This window comes from Blastococcus sp. URHD0036, assembly GCF_000701365.1.
In the GTDB taxonomy this organism is placed as follows: Bacteria; Actinomycetota; Actinomycetes; order Mycobacteriales; family Geodermatophilaceae; genus Trujillonella.
On record NZ_JNIK01000016.1, the window covers coordinates 324,592 to 344,971 of the forward strand.

At 74.6% G+C, this 20,380-nt stretch carries 21 protein-coding genes; 13 read left to right on the forward strand and 8 right to left on the reverse strand.

Features of this window, described 5'->3' with window-relative positions:
- The first annotated feature begins 11 nt into the window (after window positions 1-11).
- Window positions 12-1,694, forward strand: a complete 1,683-nt coding sequence (locus tag N555_RS0117895) for a sodium:solute symporter family protein (protein WP_029432866.1) — start codon at window positions 12-14, stop codon at window positions 1,692-1,694.
- Window positions 1,695-1,711: 17 nt separating this feature from the next.
- Complete coding sequence (locus N555_RS0117900; protein ID WP_029432867.1) at window positions 1,712-2,026, forward strand: hypothetical protein; 315 nt, start codon at window positions 1,712-1,714, stop codon at window positions 2,024-2,026.
- On the opposite strand, the gene N555_RS0117905 is transcribed toward N555_RS0117900, so the two are convergent.
- Window positions 2,023-3,120 carry a sulfite oxidase gene (locus tag N555_RS0117905; RefSeq protein ID WP_029432868.1) on the reverse strand — a complete coding sequence of 366 codons (1,098 nt, stop codon included), beginning with the start codon at window positions 3,118-3,120 and terminating at the stop codon, window positions 2,023-2,025. The genes N555_RS0117900 and N555_RS0117905 overlap by 4 nt on opposite strands.
- Before the next feature lie 59 nt (window positions 3,121-3,179).
- Window positions 3,180-3,881, reverse strand: coding sequence for an IclR family transcriptional regulator (locus tag N555_RS0117910; protein ID WP_081866322.1), 702 nt, complete (start codon window positions 3,879-3,881; stop codon window positions 3,180-3,182).
- A 64-nt stretch (window positions 3,882-3,945) separates the two neighbouring features.
- Between N555_RS0117910 and leuC the strand changes: the two genes are divergently transcribed.
- The gene (gene leuC, locus N555_RS0117915; protein WP_029432870.1) at window positions 3,946-5,358 is read left to right on the forward strand and encodes a 3-isopropylmalate dehydratase large subunit; all 1,413 of its coding nucleotides are present in this window, start codon (window positions 3,946-3,948) and stop codon (window positions 5,356-5,358) included.
- An 18-nt stretch (window positions 5,359-5,376) separates the two neighbouring features.
- Window positions 5,377-5,982, forward strand: a complete 606-nt coding sequence (gene leuD, locus N555_RS0117920) for a 3-isopropylmalate dehydratase small subunit (protein ID WP_029432871.1) — start codon at window positions 5,377-5,379, stop codon at window positions 5,980-5,982.
- A gap of 49 nt (window positions 5,983-6,031) precedes the next feature.
- Here the strand turns inward: leuD and N555_RS0117925 are convergent, their stop codons facing one another.
- From N555_RS0117925 to cofC, 3 genes are read right to left on the reverse strand one after another with little or no spacing between them, the layout of a single operon-like run.
- Entirely contained in the window at window positions 6,032-6,946 is a 915-nt protein-coding gene (locus N555_RS0117925) for an NUDIX hydrolase (RefSeq protein WP_231502965.1), read from the reverse strand.
- A 5-nt stretch (window positions 6,947-6,951) separates the two neighbouring features.
- A complete protein-coding gene (locus N555_RS0117930) occupies window positions 6,952-9,048 on the reverse strand; it encodes an RNA degradosome polyphosphate kinase (RefSeq protein WP_156036408.1) in 2,097 nt (698 codons plus the stop codon).
- 58 nt (window positions 9,049-9,106) lie between these two features.
- Window positions 9,107-9,763: a 2-phospho-L-lactate guanylyltransferase gene (gene cofC / locus N555_RS0117935; RefSeq protein ID WP_231502967.1), complete on the reverse strand. Its 657-nt coding sequence runs from the start codon at window positions 9,761-9,763 to the stop codon at window positions 9,107-9,109.
- 118 nt (window positions 9,764-9,881) lie between these two features.
- Here cofC and N555_RS0117940 point away from each other — a divergent pair, with 118 nt between their 5' ends.
- From N555_RS0117940 to N555_RS0117955, 4 genes are read left to right on the forward strand one after another with little or no spacing between them, the layout of a single operon-like run.
- The gene (locus N555_RS0117940; protein WP_051684199.1) at window positions 9,882-10,697 is read left to right on the forward strand and encodes a lysophospholipid acyltransferase family protein; all 816 of its coding nucleotides are present in this window, start codon (window positions 9,882-9,884) and stop codon (window positions 10,695-10,697) included.
- Entirely contained in the window at window positions 10,694-11,704 is a 1,011-nt protein-coding gene (locus N555_RS0117945) for an NAD(P)H-dependent glycerol-3-phosphate dehydrogenase (protein ID WP_029432875.1), read from the forward strand. Before N555_RS0117940 ends, N555_RS0117945 begins: the two co-directional genes overlap by 4 nt.
- Entirely contained in the window at window positions 11,701-12,876 is a 1,176-nt protein-coding gene (locus N555_RS0117950) for a cystathionine gamma-lyase (protein WP_034511262.1), read from the forward strand. Before N555_RS0117945 ends, N555_RS0117950 begins: the two co-directional genes overlap by 4 nt.
- 20 nt (window positions 12,877-12,896) lie before the next feature.
- On the forward strand, window positions 12,897-14,528 hold the full coding sequence (locus tag N555_RS0117955) for a TIGR03767 family metallophosphoesterase (protein ID WP_051684200.1): 1,632 nt from the start codon (window positions 12,897-12,899) through the stop codon (window positions 14,526-14,528).
- A gap of 5 nt (window positions 14,529-14,533) precedes the next feature.
- On the opposite strand, the gene N555_RS0117960 is transcribed toward N555_RS0117955, so the two are convergent.
- Window positions 14,534-15,289, reverse strand: coding sequence for a CDP-alcohol phosphatidyltransferase family protein (locus tag N555_RS0117960; protein WP_051684220.1), 756 nt, complete (start codon window positions 15,287-15,289; stop codon window positions 14,534-14,536).
- 100 nt (window positions 15,290-15,389) lie between these two features.
- Here N555_RS0117960 and N555_RS0117965 point away from each other — a divergent pair, with 100 nt between their 5' ends.
- Together N555_RS0117965 and N555_RS0117970 are read left to right on the forward strand one after the other, a co-directional pair.
- Window positions 15,390-16,508 (forward strand): D-alanine--D-alanine ligase family protein, encoded by a 1,119-nt coding sequence (locus tag N555_RS0117965; protein WP_029432879.1) that lies wholly within the window; start codon window positions 15,390-15,392, stop codon window positions 16,506-16,508.
- The gene (locus N555_RS0117970) at window positions 16,505-17,194 is read left to right on the forward strand and encodes a hypothetical protein (protein ID WP_029432880.1); all 690 of its coding nucleotides are present in this window, start codon (window positions 16,505-16,507) and stop codon (window positions 17,192-17,194) included. The genes N555_RS0117965 and N555_RS0117970 overlap by 4 nt, the downstream gene beginning before the upstream one ends.
- On the opposite strand, the gene N555_RS0117975 is transcribed toward N555_RS0117970, so the two are convergent.
- Window positions 17,195-17,719: a DUF3515 domain-containing protein gene (locus N555_RS0117975; RefSeq protein WP_029432881.1), complete on the reverse strand. Its 525-nt coding sequence runs from the start codon at window positions 17,717-17,719 to the stop codon at window positions 17,195-17,197. It lies immediately after the preceding gene.
- A 106-nt stretch (window positions 17,720-17,825) separates the two neighbouring features.
- On the reverse strand, window positions 17,826-18,059 hold the full coding sequence (locus N555_RS0117980; RefSeq protein WP_029432882.1) for an Lrp/AsnC ligand binding domain-containing protein: 234 nt from the start codon (window positions 18,057-18,059) through the stop codon (window positions 17,826-17,828).
- 92 nt (window positions 18,060-18,151) lie between these two features.
- On the opposite strand from N555_RS0117980, the gene N555_RS0117985 reads away from it, so the two are divergent.
- From N555_RS0117985 to N555_RS0117995, 3 genes are read left to right on the forward strand one after another with little or no spacing between them, the layout of a single operon-like run.
- Window positions 18,152-19,183, forward strand: coding sequence for a thiamine-phosphate kinase (locus tag N555_RS0117985; protein WP_029432883.1), 1,032 nt, complete (start codon window positions 18,152-18,154; stop codon window positions 19,181-19,183).
- Window positions 19,167-19,709, forward strand: coding sequence for a GNAT family N-acetyltransferase (locus tag N555_RS0117990; RefSeq protein ID WP_029432884.1), 543 nt, complete (start codon window positions 19,167-19,169; stop codon window positions 19,707-19,709). The genes N555_RS0117985 and N555_RS0117990 overlap by 17 nt, the downstream gene beginning before the upstream one ends.
- Window positions 19,697-20,326, forward strand: a complete 630-nt coding sequence (locus N555_RS0117995) for a cytidylate kinase-like family protein (RefSeq protein WP_029432885.1) — start codon at window positions 19,697-19,699, stop codon at window positions 20,324-20,326. The genes N555_RS0117990 and N555_RS0117995 overlap by 13 nt, the downstream gene beginning before the upstream one ends.
- The last annotated feature ends 54 nt before the right edge of the window (window positions 20,327-20,380 follow it).

Consider the following 20,380-nt stretch of genomic DNA (forward strand, 5'->3'; position numbering starts at 1 on the left):
CGGAGGTCCGCGTGGGCGATCTGCGCCTCGACGCCAACTGGGTCGACTACATGCTGGTCATCGCCTACTTCGCCGTCGTCCTGCTGATCGGGGCCGCCGCCCGGCGGCGGGTCTCCGACAGCCTGGACTTCTTCCTGTCCGGCCGGTCGCTGCCGGCCTGGGTCACCGGCCTGGCGTTCATCTCGGCCAACCTCGGAGCCGTCGAGATCGTCGGGATGTCGGCCAACGGCGCCCAGTACGGCATGCCGACGATGCACTACTTCTGGGTCGGCGCGGTTCCGGCGATGCTGTTCCTCGGCATCGTGATGATGCCCTTCTACTACGGGTCGAAGGTCCGCAGCGTCCCGGAGTTCATGCGCCGCCGGTTCGGCACCGGGGCCCACCTGGTGAACGCGCTGAGCTTCGCCGTCGCCCAGATCCTCATCGCCGGCATCAACCTGTTCCTGCTCGCGAAGATCGTCGAGCTGCTGCTGGGCTGGCCCCTGTGGCTGTCGCTGATCGTCGCCGCGGCCGTGGTCCTCAGCTACATCACCTTCGGTGGCCTCTCGGCGGCCATCTACAACGAGGTGCTGCAGTTCTTCGTCATCGTCGCCGCGCTGCTGCCGCTGACCCTCATCGGCCTGCACCGGGTGGGCGGGATCGACGGCCTGATCGACAAGGTGCGCGGTGCGGGCGGTGAGGAACAGCTGAAGTCGTGGCCCGGCACGGAGCTGTCGACCTTCGACAGCCCGGTGCTGTCGGTCATCGGCATCGTCTTCGGGCTCGGCTTCGTGCTCTCCTTCGGCTACTGGACGACGAACTTCGTCGAGGTGCAGCGGGCGATGGCGACCAAGTCGATGTCCGCGGCCCGGAGCACGCCGATCATCGGGTCGTTCCCGAAGATGTTCGTGCCCTTCATCGTGGTCATCCCGGGCATCATCGCCGGCGTCCTCGTGCCGGAGGTGGCCAAGGCGAAGGCCGAGGCCGACCCCGACTTCGAGTACAACAACGCGATCCTCGGGCTGATCAGCGACGTCCTCCCCAACGGCCTGCTCGGCGTCGCGATCGCCGGCCTGCTGGCCGCGTTCATGGCCGGCATGGCCGCGAACATCTCGGCCTTCAACACCGTCTTCAGCTACGACCTGTGGCAGCAGTACGTGAAGAAGGACCGGCCCGACGGCTACTACCTGAAGGTGGGCCGCTGGGCGACGGTGGGCGCCACCGTCGTCGCGATCGGGACGGCGATCATCGCGTCCGGCTACCAGAACCTGATGGACTACCTGCAGACGCTGTTCGGGTTCTTCAACGCCCCGCTGTTCGCCACCTTCATCCTCGGCATGTTCTGGAAGCGGATGACGGCGACGGCCGGCTGGGTCGGTCTGGTGTCGGGCACCCTCGCCGCGGTCGCCGTGGCCTTCCTGAGCGAGGACGCCTTCGGGACGGCGTCCCTCGGCGTCATCTCCGTCGGCGGCCAGGGCGCGAGCTTCCTCGCCGCCAGCGCCGCGTTCGTCGTCGACATCGTGGTCAGCGTCGCGGTCACGATGGTCACCCAGCCCAAACCGGCGCACGAGCTGGCCGGGCTGGTCTACAGCGAGACGCCCAAGGAGCAGCGCACCGACCCCGACGCGCACGAGCTGCCCTGGTACCAGTCGCCGGTGCCCCTGGCGACCATCTCGCTGGTCATGGTCGTCGCCCTCAACGTGATCTTCCGATGAGCACCCAGGAGCCCGAGATGAGCGAGCCGACCACCCGCGGCGGCACCCAGCCCGTCGGTGCGCACTCCGCCGGCGCCTTCGACGTCCGCAACGTGATCGCGGCGCTGATCGGCTTCTACGGCCTCGTGCTGGTCGTCTACGGGATCGTCGACCCCGATCAGAAGTCCGAGGGGACGGGCGACGTGAACGCCAACCTGTGGTCGGGGATCGTGATGGTCCTCGTCGCGGCCGGGTTCGCCCTGTGGTCGCGGCTGCGCCCGATCGTGGTCGACCCGACCGAGCTGCCGGCCGAGGACGGGCCGGCCGACGACGGGCCCGGCGCCCGGCACTAGGAGACGGTGACCGGCACCTGCTGGACCAGGTTGTTCGCCATGCCCTGCCGGTTCCACTCCTGTTCCAGTGGCTGGGCGCCGGAGGAGTCCGCGGCGCGCACGACCAGTTCGTGCCGGCCCGGGGGCGCCGTCCAGTCGAGCGTCCAGGAGCGCCAGGCGAAGGGGTGCGCCGGGTCGGGCGGGTCGAGCTCGGCGTCGGTCCAGGTGCCGCCGCCGTCGGTGCTGACCTCGACGCGGGTGATCGGCGCGCGGCCGGACCAGGCGCGGCCGGACAGCTGCACGGGCCCGGCAGGCAGGAACCGCTCGCGGCTCATGAAGTCCGGGAAGCCGGGCGGCGCGAGCAGAGCGCGCGGGCGGATCCGGTCGACCGGGGTGCCGGGGTCGCCCGGCTCGGTCTTCAGCCGGTAGGCGACGGCGTTCTGGAAGCCGTCGAACTCGTGGTCCAGGACCTCGATCCGGGTCAGCCACTTCACGTGCGCCATCCCGTACCAGCCGGGCACGACCAGGCGCAGCGGTGCCCCGTGCTGCGGCGGGAGGTCGGCGCCGTTCATGGCCCAGGCGAGCAGGACGTCGGGGCGCATCGCCTCGGCGAGCGGGAGGGCGCGGGCGTAGTCCTGCTCCACGCCCCGCTCGACGCCGTGGTCGGCCCCGGTGAAGACGACGTCGACGGCGCCGGCGGAGACGCCGGCCTCCTCGAGGAGCGGGGCGAGGGGGACGCCGGTCCACTCCGCGGTGCCCACCGCCTCCAGCAGCCACGGCTGGCTGACCGGGCGGGGCTCCAGGCGGGCGCGCCCGTTGCCGGCGCACTCCAGCGTGACCCGGGAGGTGACCGCGGGCCGGGCCTGCAGCGCGGTGAGGTCCAGGTCGAGCGGCTGCTGCACCGCCCCCGTGATCCCCAGCCGCCAGGAGGCCGGGTCGACGGCGGGGATGTCGTAGTGGGTGAGCACGTAGTGCAGCCCGGGCGGGGTCACGTCGTAGCGCAGGGCCTCCAGCGGCAGCCCGTGGTTGCGGGTGGCGAGGGCCAGCTCGTCCAGGCCGATGCCCTCCCCGGGCTCGGCGGTGCGGGCCCGGCCCCGGGCGACGGTGTCGGTCATGGCCGTTGTCTACGCCTGGTTCGCCGGCACGGACAGGCCCAGCGGTCTCCCTCCGCGGCTCAGCGGGCGGAGCGGCCGATCGCGGCGGCGGCCTCGAGGACGGCGCCGACCACCTCGGGCGCCGGACGGCGACCCAGCCGCTCGACGGGCCCGCTGATCGAGACCGCACCGAGGACGCCGCCCGTGGCGTCACGGACGGGTGCCGACAGCGAGGCCACGCCCGGCTCCCGCTCGGCGACGCTGTGCGCCCAGCCGCGCCGGCGGACGTCGAGGAGGGTGCGCGCGGTGAAGCTCGCCGACGGCAGCAGGGGCGTGACCTCCTCCGCGGGGGCGAAGGCCAGCAGTGCGTGCGCGGCCGACCCGGCGGTCATGGGCAGCCGGGCGCCCACTGGGACGGTGTCGCGCAGGCCCGAGGCTCGCTCGGCCGCGGCCAGGCAGACGCGGGCGGCGCCGTCGCGCACGTAGAACTGCGCGCTCTCGCCACTGGCGTCGCGGAGCGCGGCCAGGTGCCGGCCGGCGACCTCGCCCAGATCCGCCCCGCTGCGACCGAGCTCGGCGAGGCCCGGCCCGGGCGTCCACGCCCCCGCCGGCGTGCGCCGGACCAGCCGGTGGCCCTCCAGCGCCACCGCCAGCCGGTGCGCGGTGGCCCGGGGCAGCCCGGTGCGTGCGACCAGCTCGGCGAGGGTGGCCGGTTCGTCGGCGACCGCGCGGAGGATGGCCACTGCTTTGTCCAGCACGGCTACGGGGTTAGGCTGTCCCACACAGCAATACTTACATCCCACTGTCTGAGAAGCCAGCGGGGGAGCTGACCGGAGGGACCCAGCAGTGCCCAAGACCCTGGCCGAGAAGGTCTACGACGCCCACGTCGTGCGCAGCACCGCGGGCGAGCCCGATCTCCTCTACATCGACCTGCACCTCGTGCACGAGGTCACCAGCCCCCAGGCCTTCGACGGGCTGCGGGCCGCCGGCCGCACGGTGCGCCGTCCCGACCTCACGATGGCGACCGAGGACCACAACGTCCCCACGCTCGACATCCTCGCGCCGATCGCCGACCCGGTGAGCCGCGCCCAGGTCGACGCGCTGCGCCGCAACGCCGCCGAGTTCGGCATCCGGCTGGCCCCCATGGGCGACCGCGACCAGGGCATCGTGCACGTGATCGGCCCGCAGCTGGGCCTCACCCAGCCGGGCATGACGATCGTCTGCGGCGACAGCCACACCTCGACCCACGGCGCGTTCGGGGCGCTGGCGTTCGGGATCGGCACCAGCGAGGTCGAGCACGTGCTGGCCACGCAGACGCTGCCGCAGTACCGCCCCAAGCAGATGGCGGTCACGGTCGACGGCGAGCTGCCCCCCGGCGTGAGCGCGAAGGACGTCATCCTCGCTGTCATCGCCCAGATCGGGACCGGCGGCGGCCAGGGCTACGTGATCGAGTACCGCGGCAGCGCCATCGAGAAGCTGTCGATGGAGTCCCGGATGACCATCTGCAACATGTCGATCGAGGCCGGCGCCAAGGCCGGGCTCATCGCGCCGGACCAGACCACGTTCGACTACCTGCAGGGCCGTCCGCACGCGCCGCAGGGCGCGGACTGGGACGCCGCGGTCGAGTACTGGTCGACCCTGCGCACCGACGAGGGCGCCGTCTTCGACCACGAGGTGCACATCGACGCCGCCTCGCTGACGCCGTTCGTCACCTGGGGCACCAACCCGGGCCAGGGCCTGCCGATCGCCGGGCGGGTACCCGACCCGGCCGACTACGCGAACGAGGACGAGCGCCGCGACGTCGAGGGCGCCCTGGCCTACATGGGGCTGACCCCCGGCACGCCGCTGCGCGAGGTCGCCGTCGACACCGTCTTCCTGGGCTCCTGCACCAACGGCCGGATCGAGGACCTGCGGGTCGCCGCCGAGCTGCTGAAGGGCCGGCGGATCGACGCGAACACCCGGATGCTCGTCGTCCCGGGCTCGGTGGCGGTCAAGGCGCAGGCCGAGGCCGAGGGCCTGGACCGGGTCTTCCTCGACGCCGGCGCCGAGTGGCGCGGCGCGGGGTGCTCGATGTGCCTGGGCATGAACCCCGACCAGCTGGCGCCGGGGGAGCGGTCGGCCTCCACCAGCAACCGCAACTTCCAGGGCCGGCAGGGCAAGGGCGGGCGCACCCACCTGGTGTCCCCGGCCGTCGCCGCGGCCACCGCGCTCACCGGCCACCTGGCCGCGCCCGCCGACCTCGCGTCCGTCGACGCCTGACCGCTGGAGTTCCCCGACATGGACGCCTTCACCACCCACACCGGCACGGCCGCCCCGCTGCGCCGCAGCAACGTCGACACCGACCAGATCATCCCGGCCGAGTACCTCAAGCGGATCACCCGGACCGGCTTCGAGGACGGTCTGTTCATCGCCTGGCGGACCAACGAGCCCGACTTCGTGCTCAACCAGCCGCAGTACGCCGACGCCTCGATCCTGGTCGCCGGCCCGGACTTCGGCACCGGCTCCTCGCGCGAGCACGCGAACTGGGCGCTGCTGGACGGCGGCTTCCGGGTCGTCATCAGCTCGCGGTTCGCCGACATCTTCCGCAACAACTCGACCAAGGCCGGGCTGCTGACGGTGATCCTCCCGCAGGACCAGGTCGAGGCGCTGTGGAACGCGATCGAGGCCGACCCGGCGCTGCCGGTGACGGTCGACCTGCGGGCGAAGGCGGTCTCCTACGGCGACACGACCGTGCCGTTCGAGATCGACGACTACGTCCGCTGGCGGCTGCTCGAGGGCCTGGACGACGTCGGCCTGACCGAGCGGCACCTCGACGACATCCAGTCCTACGAGGCCACCCGGCCGGCCTGGAAGCCGAAGGCCCTCCCCGCGCTCCCCGCCTGACCCCGAGCGGAGTGCGAGGGGCGAGGTTCCCTCGCTCCTCGCACTCCGCTCAGGTCTCGGGGTCGATCGGGAAGTCTCGGTAGTAGTCGGCCAGCAGCGCCCCGGGCCGGCCGCCGAGGGCCCACGTGCTGCCCTTGGTCGCCGGGGGCCACAGCGCACCCGCCACGCCGGCCCAGCGGACGCCGAGGGCCATCAGCATCGAGGGGATCGCGCCGCCCTGGCTGCACACCACGGTGACGCCGGGTGCCGGGCGCGTCTCCAGGAACCGCTCCACCGCGGCCAGCCCCGCCTGCGGATCGGCGGCGAACTCCTCCTCGCCGACCTCCGGCAGCGGCTGCACCGGCAGCCCCAGCACCTCGGCCAGGGGCTCGACGGTCTCCCGGCAGCGGGTCCGCTCGGCGGTCAGCACCGCGGTCGGGGCGAACAGCGGCAGCACCTCGGCCAGCCGGCGGGCCTGCCGCCGGCCTCGGGGGTCGAGCGGGCGCAGGTCGTCGTCGCCGTCCCACTCCGACCGGCTGCCGGCCTTCGCGTGCCGCACCAGCAGCAGCGTGGGCGAACGGGGGACGTCGGTGCGGGCGAGGTCGGCCAGCACGGCGCGGTCGTGGTCGTGGGTGACCGTGGCCGTGGCGTCGTCCACTGGGAGCCAGCGCAGGTCGTCGGTCTCGTCCCCGGGCTCGAAGGTGCCGCCGACGGCCTCCATCAGCCAGTAGTCGACCCGCTTGGTGCCGCCCTCCACCGCGTACTGCGTGCGGACGCTGCGCCGGCCGACGACGACCGAGCAGCCGGTCTCCTCGCCCACCTCGCGGACGGCGGTCTCGAGCAGCGACTCGCCCGGGTCGTGCTTGCCCTTGGGCAGCGACCAGTCGTCGTAGCGGGGCCGGTGCACGACCGCGGTCTCGATGCCGCCGGCGGGCGTGCGCCGCCACACGGCACCGCCGGCCGCCGGGATGAGGCCGTCGGACACCGCCGTCAGCCCGCCTGCTCGGCGACGACGGCGACCAGCCCGGCCTGGTGGTCGCGGCCCTTGTGGCGGGTCCAGGTGCCGTCCGGCCCGAGCTGCCAGCAGCCGACGTCGTCGGCCATCGCGGAGTCGAACATCGACTGCAGCTGGCGGTGGGCGTCCTCCTCGCAGACGCGCAGCAGCACCTCCACCCGCCGGTCGAGGTTGCGGTGCATGAGGTCGGCGCTGCCGATCCACCACTCGCCCTCGCCGCCGTTGGCGAAGTGGAAGACCCGCGAGTGCTCGAGGAAGCGGCCCACGATGGAGTGCACGCGGATGTTCTCCGACAGGCCGGGGACGCCGGGGCGCAGCGCGCAGATGCCGCGGATGAACAACTCCACCGGCACGCCGGCGCGCGAGGCCTCGTAGAGGGTGTCGATGGTCTTCTCGTCGACCAGGGAGTTCGCCTTCAGCCGGATGCGGGCCGGCCGCCCCTCGGCGGCGTGCCGGGCCTCCCGGCGGATCTTCTCCACCAGGCCGGAGCGGATGCTGTGCGGCGCCACCATGAGCTGCCGGTAGCTGGTCTGGCGGGAGTACCCGGTGAGGGTGTTGAAGAGGTCCGTCAGGTCGGCGCCCACCCGCGGGTCGGCGGTGAGGATGCCCAGGTCCTCGTAGATCCGCGCGGTCTTGGGGTTGTAGTTGCCGGTGCCGATGTGGCAGTACCGGCGGATCACGCCGCCCTCCCGCCGGACCACGAGCGCCGTCTTGCAGTGGGTCTTGAGGCCGACCAGGCCGTAGACGACGTGGCAGCCGGCCCGCTCCAGCTCGCGGGCCCAGCTGATGTTGGCCTCCTCGTCGAAGCGCGCCTTGATCTCGACGAGGACGACGACCTGCTTGCCGGCCTCGGCCGCCTCGATCAGCGCGGTCACGATCGGGGAGTCACCCGACGTGCGGTAGAGCGTCTGCTTGATCGCCAGGACGTCCGGATCGGCGGCGGCCTGCTCGATGAACCGCTGCACGCTCGTCGCGAACGAGTGGTACGGGTGGTGGACGAGCACGTCGCCCTCGCGCAGGGTGGCGAAGACGCTCTTCGGGGTCTCGCCCTCCGACAGCCGGGGGTGGGTCGCCGGCACGAACGGCTCGTCCTTGAGCTCCGGGCGGTCGAGGTCGTAGAGCGCCATCAGCGCGGCCAGGTCGAGCAGCCCGGGCACGGTGACGACGTCCTGCGGACCGACCTCCAGCTCGGAGACCAGCACGTCGAGGATCCGCGGGTCCATCGTCTCGTGGACCTCCAGCCGCACGGCCGGGCCGAACCGGCGCCGGGCCAGTTCCCGCTCCAGGGCCTGCAGGAGGTCCTCGTCGCGGTCCTCCTCGACCTCCAGGTCGGCGTTGCGGGTCACCCGGAACACGTGGTGGTCGAGCACGTCCAGGCCGGGGAACAGCTGCTGCAGGTGCGCGGCGATCAGGTCCTCCAGCGGGAGGAAGACCGCCGACGCGGCGTCCGGCGCGGTGCCGGAGCCCACCCGGACGAAGCGGGGCACGTTGTTGGGCACCTTGAGGCGGGCGAACCGGGGGGCGCCGGTGTCGGGGTCGCGCACGGAGACGGCGAGGTTCAGCGACAGCCCGCTGATGTAGGGGAACGGGTGCGCCGGGTCGACCGCCAGCGGGGTCAGCACCGGGAAGACCTGGTCGCGGAAGTACTCCCGCAGGCGCAGCGCCTCGGCGTCGTCGAGGTCGTCCCAGTGGACGATGCGGACGCCGGCCTGCTCCAGCTGCGGCCGGACGGAGGACGCGAAGCAGTCGCTCTGCCGGTGCACGAGTTCTTGGGTGCGCTCGGTGACCCGGGCCAGCTGCTCGCGGATGGTCAGCCCGTCGGGCGAGCGGACCGTGAGGCCGGTGCTCTGCCGCCGCTTGAGCCCCGCGATCCGCACCATGAAGAACTCGTCGAGGTTGCTGGCGAAGATGGCCAGGAACTTCATCCGCTCCAGCAGGGGCAGGGAGTCGTCCTCGGCGAGCTCGAGCACCCGCGCGTTGAAGTCCAGCCAGGACAGCTCCCGGTTGAGGAAGCGGTCCGGCGGCAGCTCGGCTCGAGCGGCGGGCGTTTCGGTCGTCGTCGTCTCGGCCACGTCGCCATCGTGCCGCAGGAAGGTGAACGGAGGGCGACCTCCGGGGGATCGGCCCTGTTCAGCGCTGTGGGATCGACGACGGCAACCGGGGCAGCAGGGCGGCGGTGTGCCGGCCGACCCCCAGCCGCACCGCGGCGACCAGATCGGCCTCGGTGTCGACGTCACGGCGCAGGCCGGGCCAGTCCCCGGGCAGCGGCAGCGCGCCGTCCGCGGTGTGCGCGGCGGCCGAGCCCGCGCCGAAGCGGGGGAGCAGGTCGCCGTCGCGGGCGGCCAGCAGGGTGGTGCCGGTGCCCGCCGCGTCGGTGACCAGCGCGCGGCCGGTCCCCTCCGCGGCGCGGAGGGCGGCTGCCAGCTCTGCGGGTCGCAACGCCGGCAGGTCCGACGACAACGCGGCGACCGCGGCGGTGCGGGCCGCGCGTGCGCCGTGGGTGAGCGCGGGGTTGAGCCCGCGGTCGGGCTCGTCGCCGACCGTGCGCGCCCCCAGCCCGGAGACCACCGCCGCCGCCCGGGCGTCGTCGGTCACGACGACGACGTCGGTGACGACGACGTCGCCGTCGGCCACGGCCAGGGCGGCGGTGACGGTGTCGGCGAGGAGGGCGAGGACCAGGTCGGCGTGGAGGTCCCCGTGCCGCCCCGGCGCCGCCGCCGTGAGGGGCGCGAGACGGGTCTTGGCCACCGCCAACCGCTTGGCGGGGACGACGACGGACCACTCCACGGCCACAATGTGAGCACACCGGGCGGGGACAGCCGTCGCGCGCGGGGACCCCGGTGACGGGCCGGCCCCCTCGCAGGGTCGATCATGGTGGGGATCACAGCGAGCGAGAGGGGGGCCGGTGGCGCAGGAGTCGTCCCCGGAGGTCGCGGGGCACCCGACCGGAGAGGCCGGCGTCGCCCGCCGCCCGTCGAAGTGGCAGACCCGGGGCCACATCCCCTGGGCACTGTGGCTGGGAGTCGCGATCGTCTACCCGGCCGCGTCCCTGTTCTTCCGGCTCCGCTACCGCCACGGCGACCGCCTCCCCGCCCGCGGCCCGGTCCTCGTGGTCGCCAACCACGTCTCGGTGCTGGACCCGCTGGCCTGCGCGCGCCTGATCTGGGACCACGGCCGCGTGCCGCACTTCCTCATCAAGGACGCGCTGTTCAAGGGGCTCTTCGGGACGCTGCTGCTCAAGGCCGGGCAGATCCCGGTCGTCCGCGGCACCTCCGACGCCGCACGGTCCGTCGAGCAGGCCCGCCTCGACCTGGCCGCGGGCAACGTCGTCGTCATCTATCCGGAGGGCTCGGTCACCCGTGACCCGGACTGGTGGCCCATGCAGTCCCGGACCGGTGTCGCGCGACTGGCGCTCACGACCGACGCGCCGGTCGTCCCGGTGGCCCAGTGGGGGCCGCACCGGGTGCACGACTACCACGCCAAGAAGCTGCACCTGCGCCCGCGGCGGCCGGCGGACTACCTGGTCGGCGAGCCCGTCGACCTGGAGTCGCTGCGCGCCGAGGTGCGCGCCGGCCGGGCGCTGACCCCGGACCTGCTGCGCGACACCACCGACCTGATCATGGGCCGGGTCCGCGACCAGCTGGCCGAGCTCCGCGACGAGCCGGCGCCGGCCGGCTTCGCCCCCCGCCCGGGCACGGCGCTGCCGGGGGCCGCGGCGTGACAGCTGCCGGGCCGGCCCGCGTCGCCGTCCTCGGGGCCGGGTCGTGGGGGACGGCGTTCGCGAAGGTGCTCGCCGACGCCGGCAGCACGGTCGTGCTGCACGCCCGCCGTCCGGAGCTGGCCGCGTCGATCCGCGCCGACGGGGAGAACGCCGACTACCTGCCGGGGGTCCGGCTGCCGGAGTCGCTGCGCGCGACGAGCGACGCGGCCGAGGCGCTCGAGGGTGCCGACGTCGTCGTCCTGGCGGTGCCGTCGCAGTCGCTGCGGGACAACCTGACCGCCTGGACGTCGCTGCTCCCGCCCGACGCGAGCCTGCTGTCGCTCATGAAGGGCATCGAGCTGGGCAGCACCAAGCGGATGAGCGAGGTCATCTGCGAGGTCACCGGCGCCGGGCCGGACCGGGTGGCGGTGCTGTCCGGGCCGAACCTCGCCCGCGAGATCGCCGAGGAACAGCCGGCCGCCACGGTCATCGCCTGTCCCGACCACGACCGTGCCGCGGCGATCCAGGCTGCCTGCCTGACCCCCTACTTCCGGCCGTACACCAACACCGACCTAGTGGGCTGCGAGCTGGGCGGGGCGGTGAAGAACGTGATCGCGCTGGCCTGCGGCGTGGCCGAGGGCATGGGGTTCGGCGACAACACCCGCGCCTCGCTCATCACCCGCGGACTGGCCGAGACCGCCCGGCTGGGCGCCGCCCTGGGCGCGGAGCTGACCACGTTCGCCGGGCTCGCCGGACTGGGGGACCTCGTGGCCACCTGCAGCTCACCGCTGTCCCGGAACCGCACCTTCGGCGAGAAGCTGGGCCGCGGCATGTCGCTGGAGGAGGTGCAGAAGAGCACCCGCCAGACGGCCGAGGGGGTCAAGAGCTGCCGCCCGGTCATGGACCTCGGCCGCGCCCACGGCGTGGACATGCCGATCACCGAGGCCGTGGTGCGGGTCTGCCACGAGGGCGTCTCCGCCGGGCAGATGGTGAAGGAGATCATGTCCCGCGAAGCGAAGCCGGAATGAGCCTCCCCGGCTGGGGCGACGGGACCCGCTCGGTGCGGGCGGGGGAGGACGCCCCGGTCGCCGGCGCCCCGCTGCGCCCCTCGCCGGTCTTCGCCGCCCCGTTCCACCTGGCCGACCAGCCGCCGCGCACCGGTGGCGCCGACGCCTACGCCCGCACCGAGCACCCCACGCTGCGGGCGCTGGAGGGGGCGCTGGGCGAGCTCGACGGCGGCCGCTGCCTGTCCTTCGCCACCGGCATGGCGGCGATCAGCGCCGCCGTCCTGGCGGTCACCGCGGCCGGCGACCGGGTTGTGCTGCCCTCGGACGGCTACTACGCCACCCGGCTGCTGGGCGCCGAGGAGCTGACGCGGTTCGGGCTCCGGGTCGAGTACGTGCCCACCCTGGAGATCGGGGCCGTCGCGGCCCGCGGCGACCTCGACGGCGCCCGGCTGGTGCTGCTGGAGACGCCCAGCAACCCCGAGCTCGACGTCTGCGACATCGCCGCGGTGGCCCGCGCGACCCGGGCGGCCGGCGCGCTGCTCGCCGTCGACAACACCACGGCCACCCCGCTCGGCCAGCGCCCGCTGGCCCTCGGCGCGGACATGACGGTCGGCTCGGACACCAAGGCGCTGACCGGGCACAGCGACCTGCTGCTCGGGCACGTCAGCACGACCGACGACGACGTCCACGGCCGCCTCAAGGGCTGGCGCGACCGGACCGGCGGCAACCCCGGCCCGTTCGAGGCGTGGCTGGGGCACCGCTCGATGGGGACGCTGGACCTGCGGCTGGCGCGGCAGGCCGAGAACGCCCGCGCGGTGGCGGAGCTGCTGGCGGGCACACCGGGCGTGACCGGGGTGCGTTGGCCCTGGCTCGCCGGGGACCCCTCGGCCGAGCTGGCCGCCCGGCAGATGCTGCGGCCCAACGGCGTGGTGTCGGCGGAGCTGCCGGACGAGGCAGCGGTCGGCCGGCTGCTCGCCGGGTGCCGGCTCTGGGCGGCGGCGACCAGCTTCGGGGGCCTGCACAGCACGCTGGACCGCCGCGCGCAGTGGGGCGGGGACGCCGTGGCCCCGGGGTTCGTGCGCTTCTCCTGCGGCATCGAGGACACCACCGACGTGGTGGCCGACCTCGCCGCGGGCCTGGCGTCGGCGCTCGGGGGTCGCGCGCAGGACCCGGCGCAGGGAGGCGTCCGCTGAGCCGCACGACGCTGGACCGGGTGCTCGGTGCCGGCGAGGTGCTGCGCCTGGGCCGGGACACCCCGTACCACGCCCTGGCCTGGCAGCCCGGCGAGCCGCACCACCTGCGCCGGGAGCTGGTCGGCTCGACGTGGGAGCCGCCGCGCACCGGTGTCGAGGCGATCGGGTGCCTGGCGCACGTCACCGACATGCAGCTGGCCGACGTCTGCTCGCCGGCGCGGTTCGAGTTCTTCAACCGGTTCGCCGCCGACCCGCGGATGGCGGCCCTGGTGCCGATGCAGCGGCCGCAGGAGGCGCTGACGGCGCACGCGATCGACGCGCTGGTGCGCACCCTCAACGCCGTCCGCGGCGGGCCGCGCACCGGGCACCCGCTGCAGGTCGTCGTCACCACCGGCGACGCGATCGACAACGCCCAGTGGAACGAGCTCTCGCTGTACCTGGACCTGCTCGCCGGCGGCGTCGTGTACCCCGGCGCAGGGCTCACCGCCTACGACGGCGTGCAGGCAGCGGGCTGGCCGCACGACCTGTTCTGGCGGCCGGACGTCGACGGTGAGCCCGACCTGTTCCGCGACCGGCACGGCTTCCCGCACCGTCCCGGCCTCCTCGAGGCGGCGTTCGCCGGGTTCGCCGCCGAGGGGCTGCGGCTGCCGTGGCTGGGCTGCCACGGCAACCACGAGGCGCTCATCCAGGGCGTGGGCGTGCCGACCCCGGCGCTGCAGGAGTACCTCCTGGCCGACCAGAAGCCGGTGGAGATCGCGCCGGACCTGCCGCTGGAGGACGCCGTCGCCCTGTTCACGCACTCCTCGGAGGTCTTCACCACCGCCCCGTCGCGCACGATCACCCCGCTGGCCGACCGCCGGATCGTCGACCGGCGGTCCTTCGTCGCCGCGCACCTCTCCGACCCCGGCACGCCCGAGGGGCACGGCTTCACCCCGGACAACTACCGGGACGGCACGGCGTACTACGCCTGGGACGGCCTCCCCGGCGTGCGGGTCATCTGCCTGGACACCACGCAGGTCACCGGGGGCAGCGCCGGCTCGGTGGACGCCGTCCAGTCGCGGTGGCTGGTCGACCGGCTGCGGGAGGTGTCGTCGTCCTACCTGGAGCCCGACGGCACCCGCGTCGACACCGGCAACGCCGACCGGCTGGTCGTGCTGCTCTCCCACCACGGGTCGACGACGCTGACCCGCGCCGAGGCCTTCCGCGCCGTTCCGGCCGGTGAGGAGGGGCTGCTCGGGGGGCCGGACCTGGTCGACCTGCTGCACCGGCACCCGAACGTCGTCCTCTGGCTCAACGGGCACACCCACGTCAGCGAGGTCCGGCCGTGGCACTCCCCGGAGGAGCCCGGCCGCGGGTTCTGGGAGGTCACCACCTGCGCCGTCGTGGACTGGCCGGGGCAGGCCCGGCTGGTGGAGTTCCTGGACAACGGCGACGGCACCCTGTCGCTGGTCTGCACGATGCTCGACCACGACAGCCCCGCCGTCCCGCCCGAGGCGCTCGACCCGGCCGCCCGCGATCCGCGGGCGCTGGCCTCGCTGCACCGGGAACTGTCGGCCAACGTCCCCTGGGCGGGTCTCGGCTCGGGTCTGGCCGGCGGCCCGCGGGACCGCAACGTCGAGCTCGTGGTGCGCGACCCCCGCCGCCGCGGCTGAGCGGCTCAGGCCGGGACCGCCTCCGCCCGCCGGCGGCGGGCCGCTACGGCGGTGAGCCAGAGACTGACGCCCCAGTAGTAGACGAGGTAGGCCAGGGACACCGCGACCACCAGCGGGTGCGGGTCCGGGTACTGCGCGAGCAGGACGGCGTAGGTGACCGCCCAGACGGCGGAGAGGACCAGGCTCAGCGTCCGCAGCGCACCGCTGCGCGAGGGGTACAGGAAGCGGATCGGGACGAACACCAGCACCGAGAAGACGACGAGGGACACCGCGAGGACGGGCTCGCTCACGTCCAGCACGATCGCGTAGAAGGCGACGACGTTCCAGTAGCTCGGGAAGCCCAGGAAGGTGTGGTCCTCGGTCTTCGCGTCCACCCGGCAGAACTGGTAGCAGGAGGCGAGCAGGGGCAGCGCCGCCAGCACGTACCCGGGGAGGCCCTCGGGGAGGTGCCCGGTCGTCCAGAGCAGCACGACGGGCGCGAAGACGTAGGTGAGGTAGTCGACGATGTTGTCCAGCAGCGCGCCGTCGAACCAGGGGTAGGTCACCTTCACCTGCGCCCGGCGGGCCAGCATGCCGTCGGTGCCGTCGACGAACAGCGCGGCCAGCCCCAGCCACAGCGCGGCCTCGACGTCGCCGTCGATCGCCGCGACGACGATGAGGAAGCCCAGGACCGTGCCCAGCGCGGTGTAGAGGTGCACGAGCGCCCCGGCCAGCCGCAGCCCGCGGGAGGGCGGCGCGGTCGGTGCAGGGTCTCCGGACATCGGCGACGAGGCTCCCACACAGCCCCCCGCCCGGCCTCCCGCGCGGCCCGCCACGCCGCCGTCCGGGCGGGCGCGAACTGCTCGACTAGGGTCGCTGGCGATGAGCGGACAGGCACGGAAGCTGCGCGTCGCGGTGGTGTTCGGCGGTCGCAGCGCCGAGCACGCGATCTCCTGCGTCTCGGCCGGGAGCGTGCTCGCGGCCGTCGACCCCGACCGCTACGAGGTCGTCCGGGTGGGCATCACCCGCGACGGCGGGTGGGTGCTCGCCGACCCGGAGCAGCGGCTGGCGATCGTCGGCGGGGAGCTGCCCGAGGTGACCGGGGGGACGCCGGTCACGCTCGTCGGCGACCCCGGTGGCCGCGGCCTGCTCCCGCTCGGGGACGACGCCCGGCTGGTCGAGGTCGACGTCGTCTTCCCGGTGCTGCACGGGGCCTTCGGTGAGGACGGCACGATCCAGGGCCAGCTGGAGATGAGCGGCCTGCCCTACGTCGGCTCCGGGGTGTTCGCCAGCGCGGCCTCGATGGACAAGGAGTTCACGAAGAAGCTCCTCGCCGCGGCGGGCCTGCCCCAGGGCGACCACGTCGTCCTGCGCGACGCCTCCGGTGCGCTCTGCCCCGACCCCGCCGTCCTCGACGAGGCGGCCCGGGAGCGGCTGGGCCTGCCGGTCTTCGTCAAGCCCTCCCGCGCCGGCTCCAGCATCGGCATCACGAAGGTGACCGACTGGGCGCAGTTCCCCGGCGCGGTGGCGACCGCGAGGGCGATCGACCCCAAGGTCGTCGTCGAGGCCGCGGTGCCGGGCCGCGAGGTCGAGTGCGGGGTGCTCGCCGGCCGCGGCGGCGGCCTGCCGGAGGCCAGCCAGCCCGCGGAGATCCGGCTCAAGCCGGGGACCGACTGGTACGACTTCGACGCGAAGTACCTCGACGACGCCGTGGAGTTCGACGTGCCGGCCGACCTCACCCCGGAGCAGACCCTCCTGGTGCAGCGGACCGCCACCCGCGCCTACCTGGCGATGGACTGCCAGGGCCTGGCGCGGGTCGACTTCTTCCTGGGCACCGATGCCGACGGCGCCGACCGGCTGGTCATCAACGAGGTGAACACGATGCCGGGGTTCACGCCGATCTCGATGTTCCCGAGGATGTGGGCCGCCAGCGGGGTCGCCTACCCGGAGCTGGTCGACCGGCTGCTGGCGGACGCGCTCGCGGGTCCGGCCGCTCGGTGACCCGCCGGCGGCGCTCGCTCCCCGGCGCTCCGCTGCCCGCCCTCCTCGCCGTCCTCGGCCTCCTCGCGTCGGCCGGGTGCTCCTCCGGCGACGGGGAGGGCACCGACGCGGCGCCGACCTCGACCGCCGGGTCCGAGGCCGTCCCGGAGACGCCGGAGGAGCTCGCCGCCCTGCTGGTGACGGAGGTGCCGTCGGGCCTGGTCCGCGTCGCCGACGACGACGTCGACCCGCCGGCGGGGCCGAAGACGGTGGAGGACGTGGCGGGCTACGCCGACGACCCGGGCTACGAGCGGCAGGTCCTGGAGGACTACGGCTACCGGTTCGGCTGGGAGCGCTTCTGGGGGACGCCGGGCGGCACCGTCACCAGCGTCTTCGTCGACGAGTTCGACGGTGCTCCCGCGGCGGCGGCCTATGCCGAGGACCTGGCCGCCGACGGCGCGGACTACTACGCCGGCATGCTGCAGCACGGCCCGCCGGGGCTGCCCCGGGGCTGCCGGCTGCTCACGGTCGCGCACCCGGACCCGGAGACGCGGCTCACCGGCCCGGCGGCGTTCGCCTGGTGCGGCTCCGGGGTCTTCAGCGTGGCCGTGAGCGCGGTGACCGGCACGCCGGGGGGCTCGGTGGAGGCGGCCACCGACGAGGTCGCCGCCGTCGTCGCCGAGCAGCTGGCCCGGCTGCCGGACTGATCACCCGTCGCCGGGCTGCGGCTCCTGGCGGGCCATCGTGGCGCTGATGAGCGGGCTCAGCGTGGCCACCGGTCCGCTGTTGACGGTGGGGGGCACGGACAGCTCGACGTACACCGGCCGGTCGACCGCCGTGTACAGCACGTGGTCCGGGTCGGAGTCGTCGACGAACCAGGTGACGCCGTTGATGTCGAAGACCTGCGAGTCCAGCACGAAGGCCGCGGGGCGTTCGACCCCGCAGCGCAGCACGATCGCCGGCTCTCCCCAGGCGTAGGCGTAGGGGGTGTCGGACCGGACGGGTCGGGACCGCTGCCCGGCCAGCTCGACCGGCAGGTCGGTCATGAACCGCGGGCAGGCGGCGTCGGTCTCGGGCGTCGGCGCCGGCACCGGGACCTCGAGCACCGGCAGGTCGGCGCGGGCGGAGGCGCTGGGCCCGCTGACGTCGACGGGCGGGTCGTCGGGCTCGTCGTCGCGCAGGTTGGCCAGCACGAGGAGCACGACCAGCACCGGGACGACGACCGCCGTCACCAGCAGGGAGGCGCGGCGCAGCGGGTCGGGGCCTGCGGGGGTCTGCTGCGCGGCCGGGTCCGCCGCCTCGTCGTCCTGCTCCGGCCCGGGGCGCTCGGTCAGCGGCTCAGATGTTGACGACGGGGCAGGTCAGCGTGCGGGTGATGCCGTCGACCGACTGCACCCGCGCGACGACCAGGCGACCCAGCTCGTCGACGGTCTCCGCCTCGGCCCGGACGATGACGTCGTAGGGGCCCGTGACGTCCTCGGCCTTGGTGACCCCGGCGATGTCGGCGATGGTCGTGGCCACCTGAGCGGCCTTGCCGACCTCGGTCTGGATCAGGATGTAGGCGTGGACCACGGGAGAACCTTCCTCGGGCAGCGCTGCCGCCGGGATGCGGCGGCCGGGCGGCGGTGCGGCTCGCAACCTACCCCAGTGATCGGAGGCACCCCGTGACACGGCCATCTGCTCCCGGACCGCCGGGGGAGACCGTCGCGGCCCTCGGCGAGTTCGCCCTCATCGACCGCGTCGTGGCCCGGGCCGGTGTCGCCCGGGCCACCGAGGTCGGGCCCGGCGACGACGCCGCGGTCGTGCGGACGCCCGACGGCCGGGTGGTCGCCACGACCGACGTCCTGGTCGAGGGCCGGCACTTCCGCCGCGACTGGTCGACCGGCCTCGACGTCGGGCACAAGGCCGCGGCGGCGAACCTGGCCGACGTCGCGGCCATGGGCGCCGTCCCCACCGCGCTGCTGGTCGGGCTGGCCTGCCCCGGGGACACGCCCACCGCCTGGCTGGAGGCGGTGGCCGACGGGCTGGCCGCCGAGGCCGGTCCGCTCGGCGCGGCGGTCGTCGGGGGCGACACGGTGGCCTCCGCCCCGGACAGCGGCGCCGTCGTCCTCTCGGTGACCGCGCTGGGCGACCTCGGCGGCCGGCGGCCGGTGCTGCGGTCGGGCGCCTCGCCCGGGGACGTGCTGGCGCTGGCCGGCCGGCTGGGCTGGTCGGCCTGCGGGCTGGCGGTGCTGCGGCGGGGCTTCTCCAGCCCACTGGCGGCGGTGCGTGCGCACCGTCGTCCCGAGCCGCCGTACGCGGCCGGCCCGGCGGCCGCCGACGCCGGCGCCACCGCGATGTGCGACGTCAGCGACGGGCTGCTGTCGGACGCCGGGCACCTCGCCGACGCCAGCGGCGTGGTCGTGGACGTCGACGCGGCGGCGCTGGCGGCGGCCACCCTGGAGCCCCCGGGGCCGCTGCAGCAGGTCGGGGCGGCGCTCGGCGTGGATCCGCTCCGCTGGGTGCTGACCGGCGGAGAGGACCACGCGCTGCTGGCCACCTTCCCGGCGGATGCGACGCTGCCTCCCGGCTGGTCGGTCATCGGCGCGGTGCGGGCAGCCGACGGGGACCCCGGGGTGCGGGTCGACGGCCGTCCGGCCGCGGAGGTCGCGGCCGGGCTCGGGGCGGGAGGAACGGGACATGCGCACTTCGGATGACGGGGCCACTGCGGACGATGCCGGGCACGTGCTGCCCGACGGCCGGACCGTGCGGTTCCGCGCGACGGGGTACGACTCCCCGGTCGCCCGGGCGCTGGTCGCGGCGGTGCAGCAGGAGTACGTCACCCGCTACGGCGGGCCGGACGAGGCCGCCGTCGACCCCGCGGAGTTCGTGCCGCCGGAGGGGCTGTTCCTGGTCGCCGAGGCCGACGGCGAGCCGGTCGGCTGCGGGGCCTGGCGGGTGCACTCCCCGGGCGTGGTCGAGGTCAAGCGGGTGTACGTGGCGGCGTCGGCCCGCCGGCTGGGGCTGGCCGGTCTGCTGATGGACGCGCTGGAGTCCAGCGCGGCGCTGGCCGGACACCGGTCGGTCGTGCTGAACTCCGGGGACCGTCAGCCGGAGGCGCTGGCGCTGTACGCCGGGCGTGGTTACCGGGCGGTGCCCGGGTACGGGATCTACGCCGACTCGCCGGGGGCCGTCTTCCTCGGCAAGCACCTGACCAGCGAGGAGCAGTCGTGGGCGTCGTGACGATCTCGGCGTCCTACGGCGCCGGCGGGGTGGACGTCGGTCCGGCGGTCGCCGAACGGCTGGGACTGCCCTTCCACGACCGGGCGATCCCCTTCCAGGTCGCCGGGCGGCTCGGCGTCCCCGTCGAGGAGGCGGAGGAGAACGACGAGCGGGTGGCCCGCGGGCTGTGGCGGCTGGTCGCCTCGCTGGGCAGCGTGCCCGACCCGGTGGGCGGCGTCGTGCCGATGACCGGGGTGCCCGACGAGCGGGCGTTCCGCGAGCAGACCGAGCGGGTGCTGGGCGAGATCGCGGCCGGCGTCGGGGGAGTGGTGCTCGGGCGGGCGGCGGCGCTGGTGCTGCACGACCGCTCCGACGCGCTGCACGTGCGGCTGGACGGCCCGGTGGAGCGCCGGGTGTCGGCGGTCGTCGCCCGGACGGGGCGGCCCCGCCAGGAGGTCCGCCGCGAACTGGAGGCCAACGACCGCGCCCGCGAGGCCTACGTCCGGCACTTCTACCGGGTCGACTCGCGCTCGCCGCGCAACTACCACCTGGTCCTGGACGGGACGGCGTTCCCGCTGGACTCCCTGGTGGACCTGGTGGTCAGCGCCGCGCGGGCCCGCGGCATCGGCGGCCACTGAGCGTCCAGCGCCGACGCGAGAGACCCCGGGGACCGCTGGTCCCCGGGGTCTCTC

Coding starts and splice junctions, on each gene's coding strand:
- N555_RS0117900 (WP_029432867.1), top strand. CDS start 1,712: ATGAGCGAGCCGACCACCCGCGGCGGCACCCAGCCCGTCGGTGCGCAC.
- N555_RS0117905 (WP_029432868.1), bottom strand. CDS start 3,120: ATGACCGACACCGTCGCCCGGGGCCGGGCCCGCACCGCCGAGCCCGGG.
- N555_RS0117950 (WP_034511262.1), top strand. CDS start 11,701: ATGAGCCTCCCCGGCTGGGGCGACGGGACCCGCTCGGTGCGGGCGGGG.
- N555_RS0117960 (WP_051684220.1), bottom strand. CDS start 15,289: ATGTCCGGAGACCCTGCACCGACCGCGCCGCCCTCCCGCGGGCTGCGG.
- N555_RS0117990 (WP_029432884.1), top strand. CDS start 19,167: ATGCGCACTTCGGATGACGGGGCCACTGCGGACGATGCCGGGCACGTG.
- N555_RS0117965 (WP_029432879.1), top strand. CDS start 15,390: ATGAGCGGACAGGCACGGAAGCTGCGCGTCGCGGTGGTGTTCGGCGGT.
- leuD (WP_029432871.1), top strand. CDS start 5,377: ATGGACGCCTTCACCACCCACACCGGCACGGCCGCCCCGCTGCGCCGC.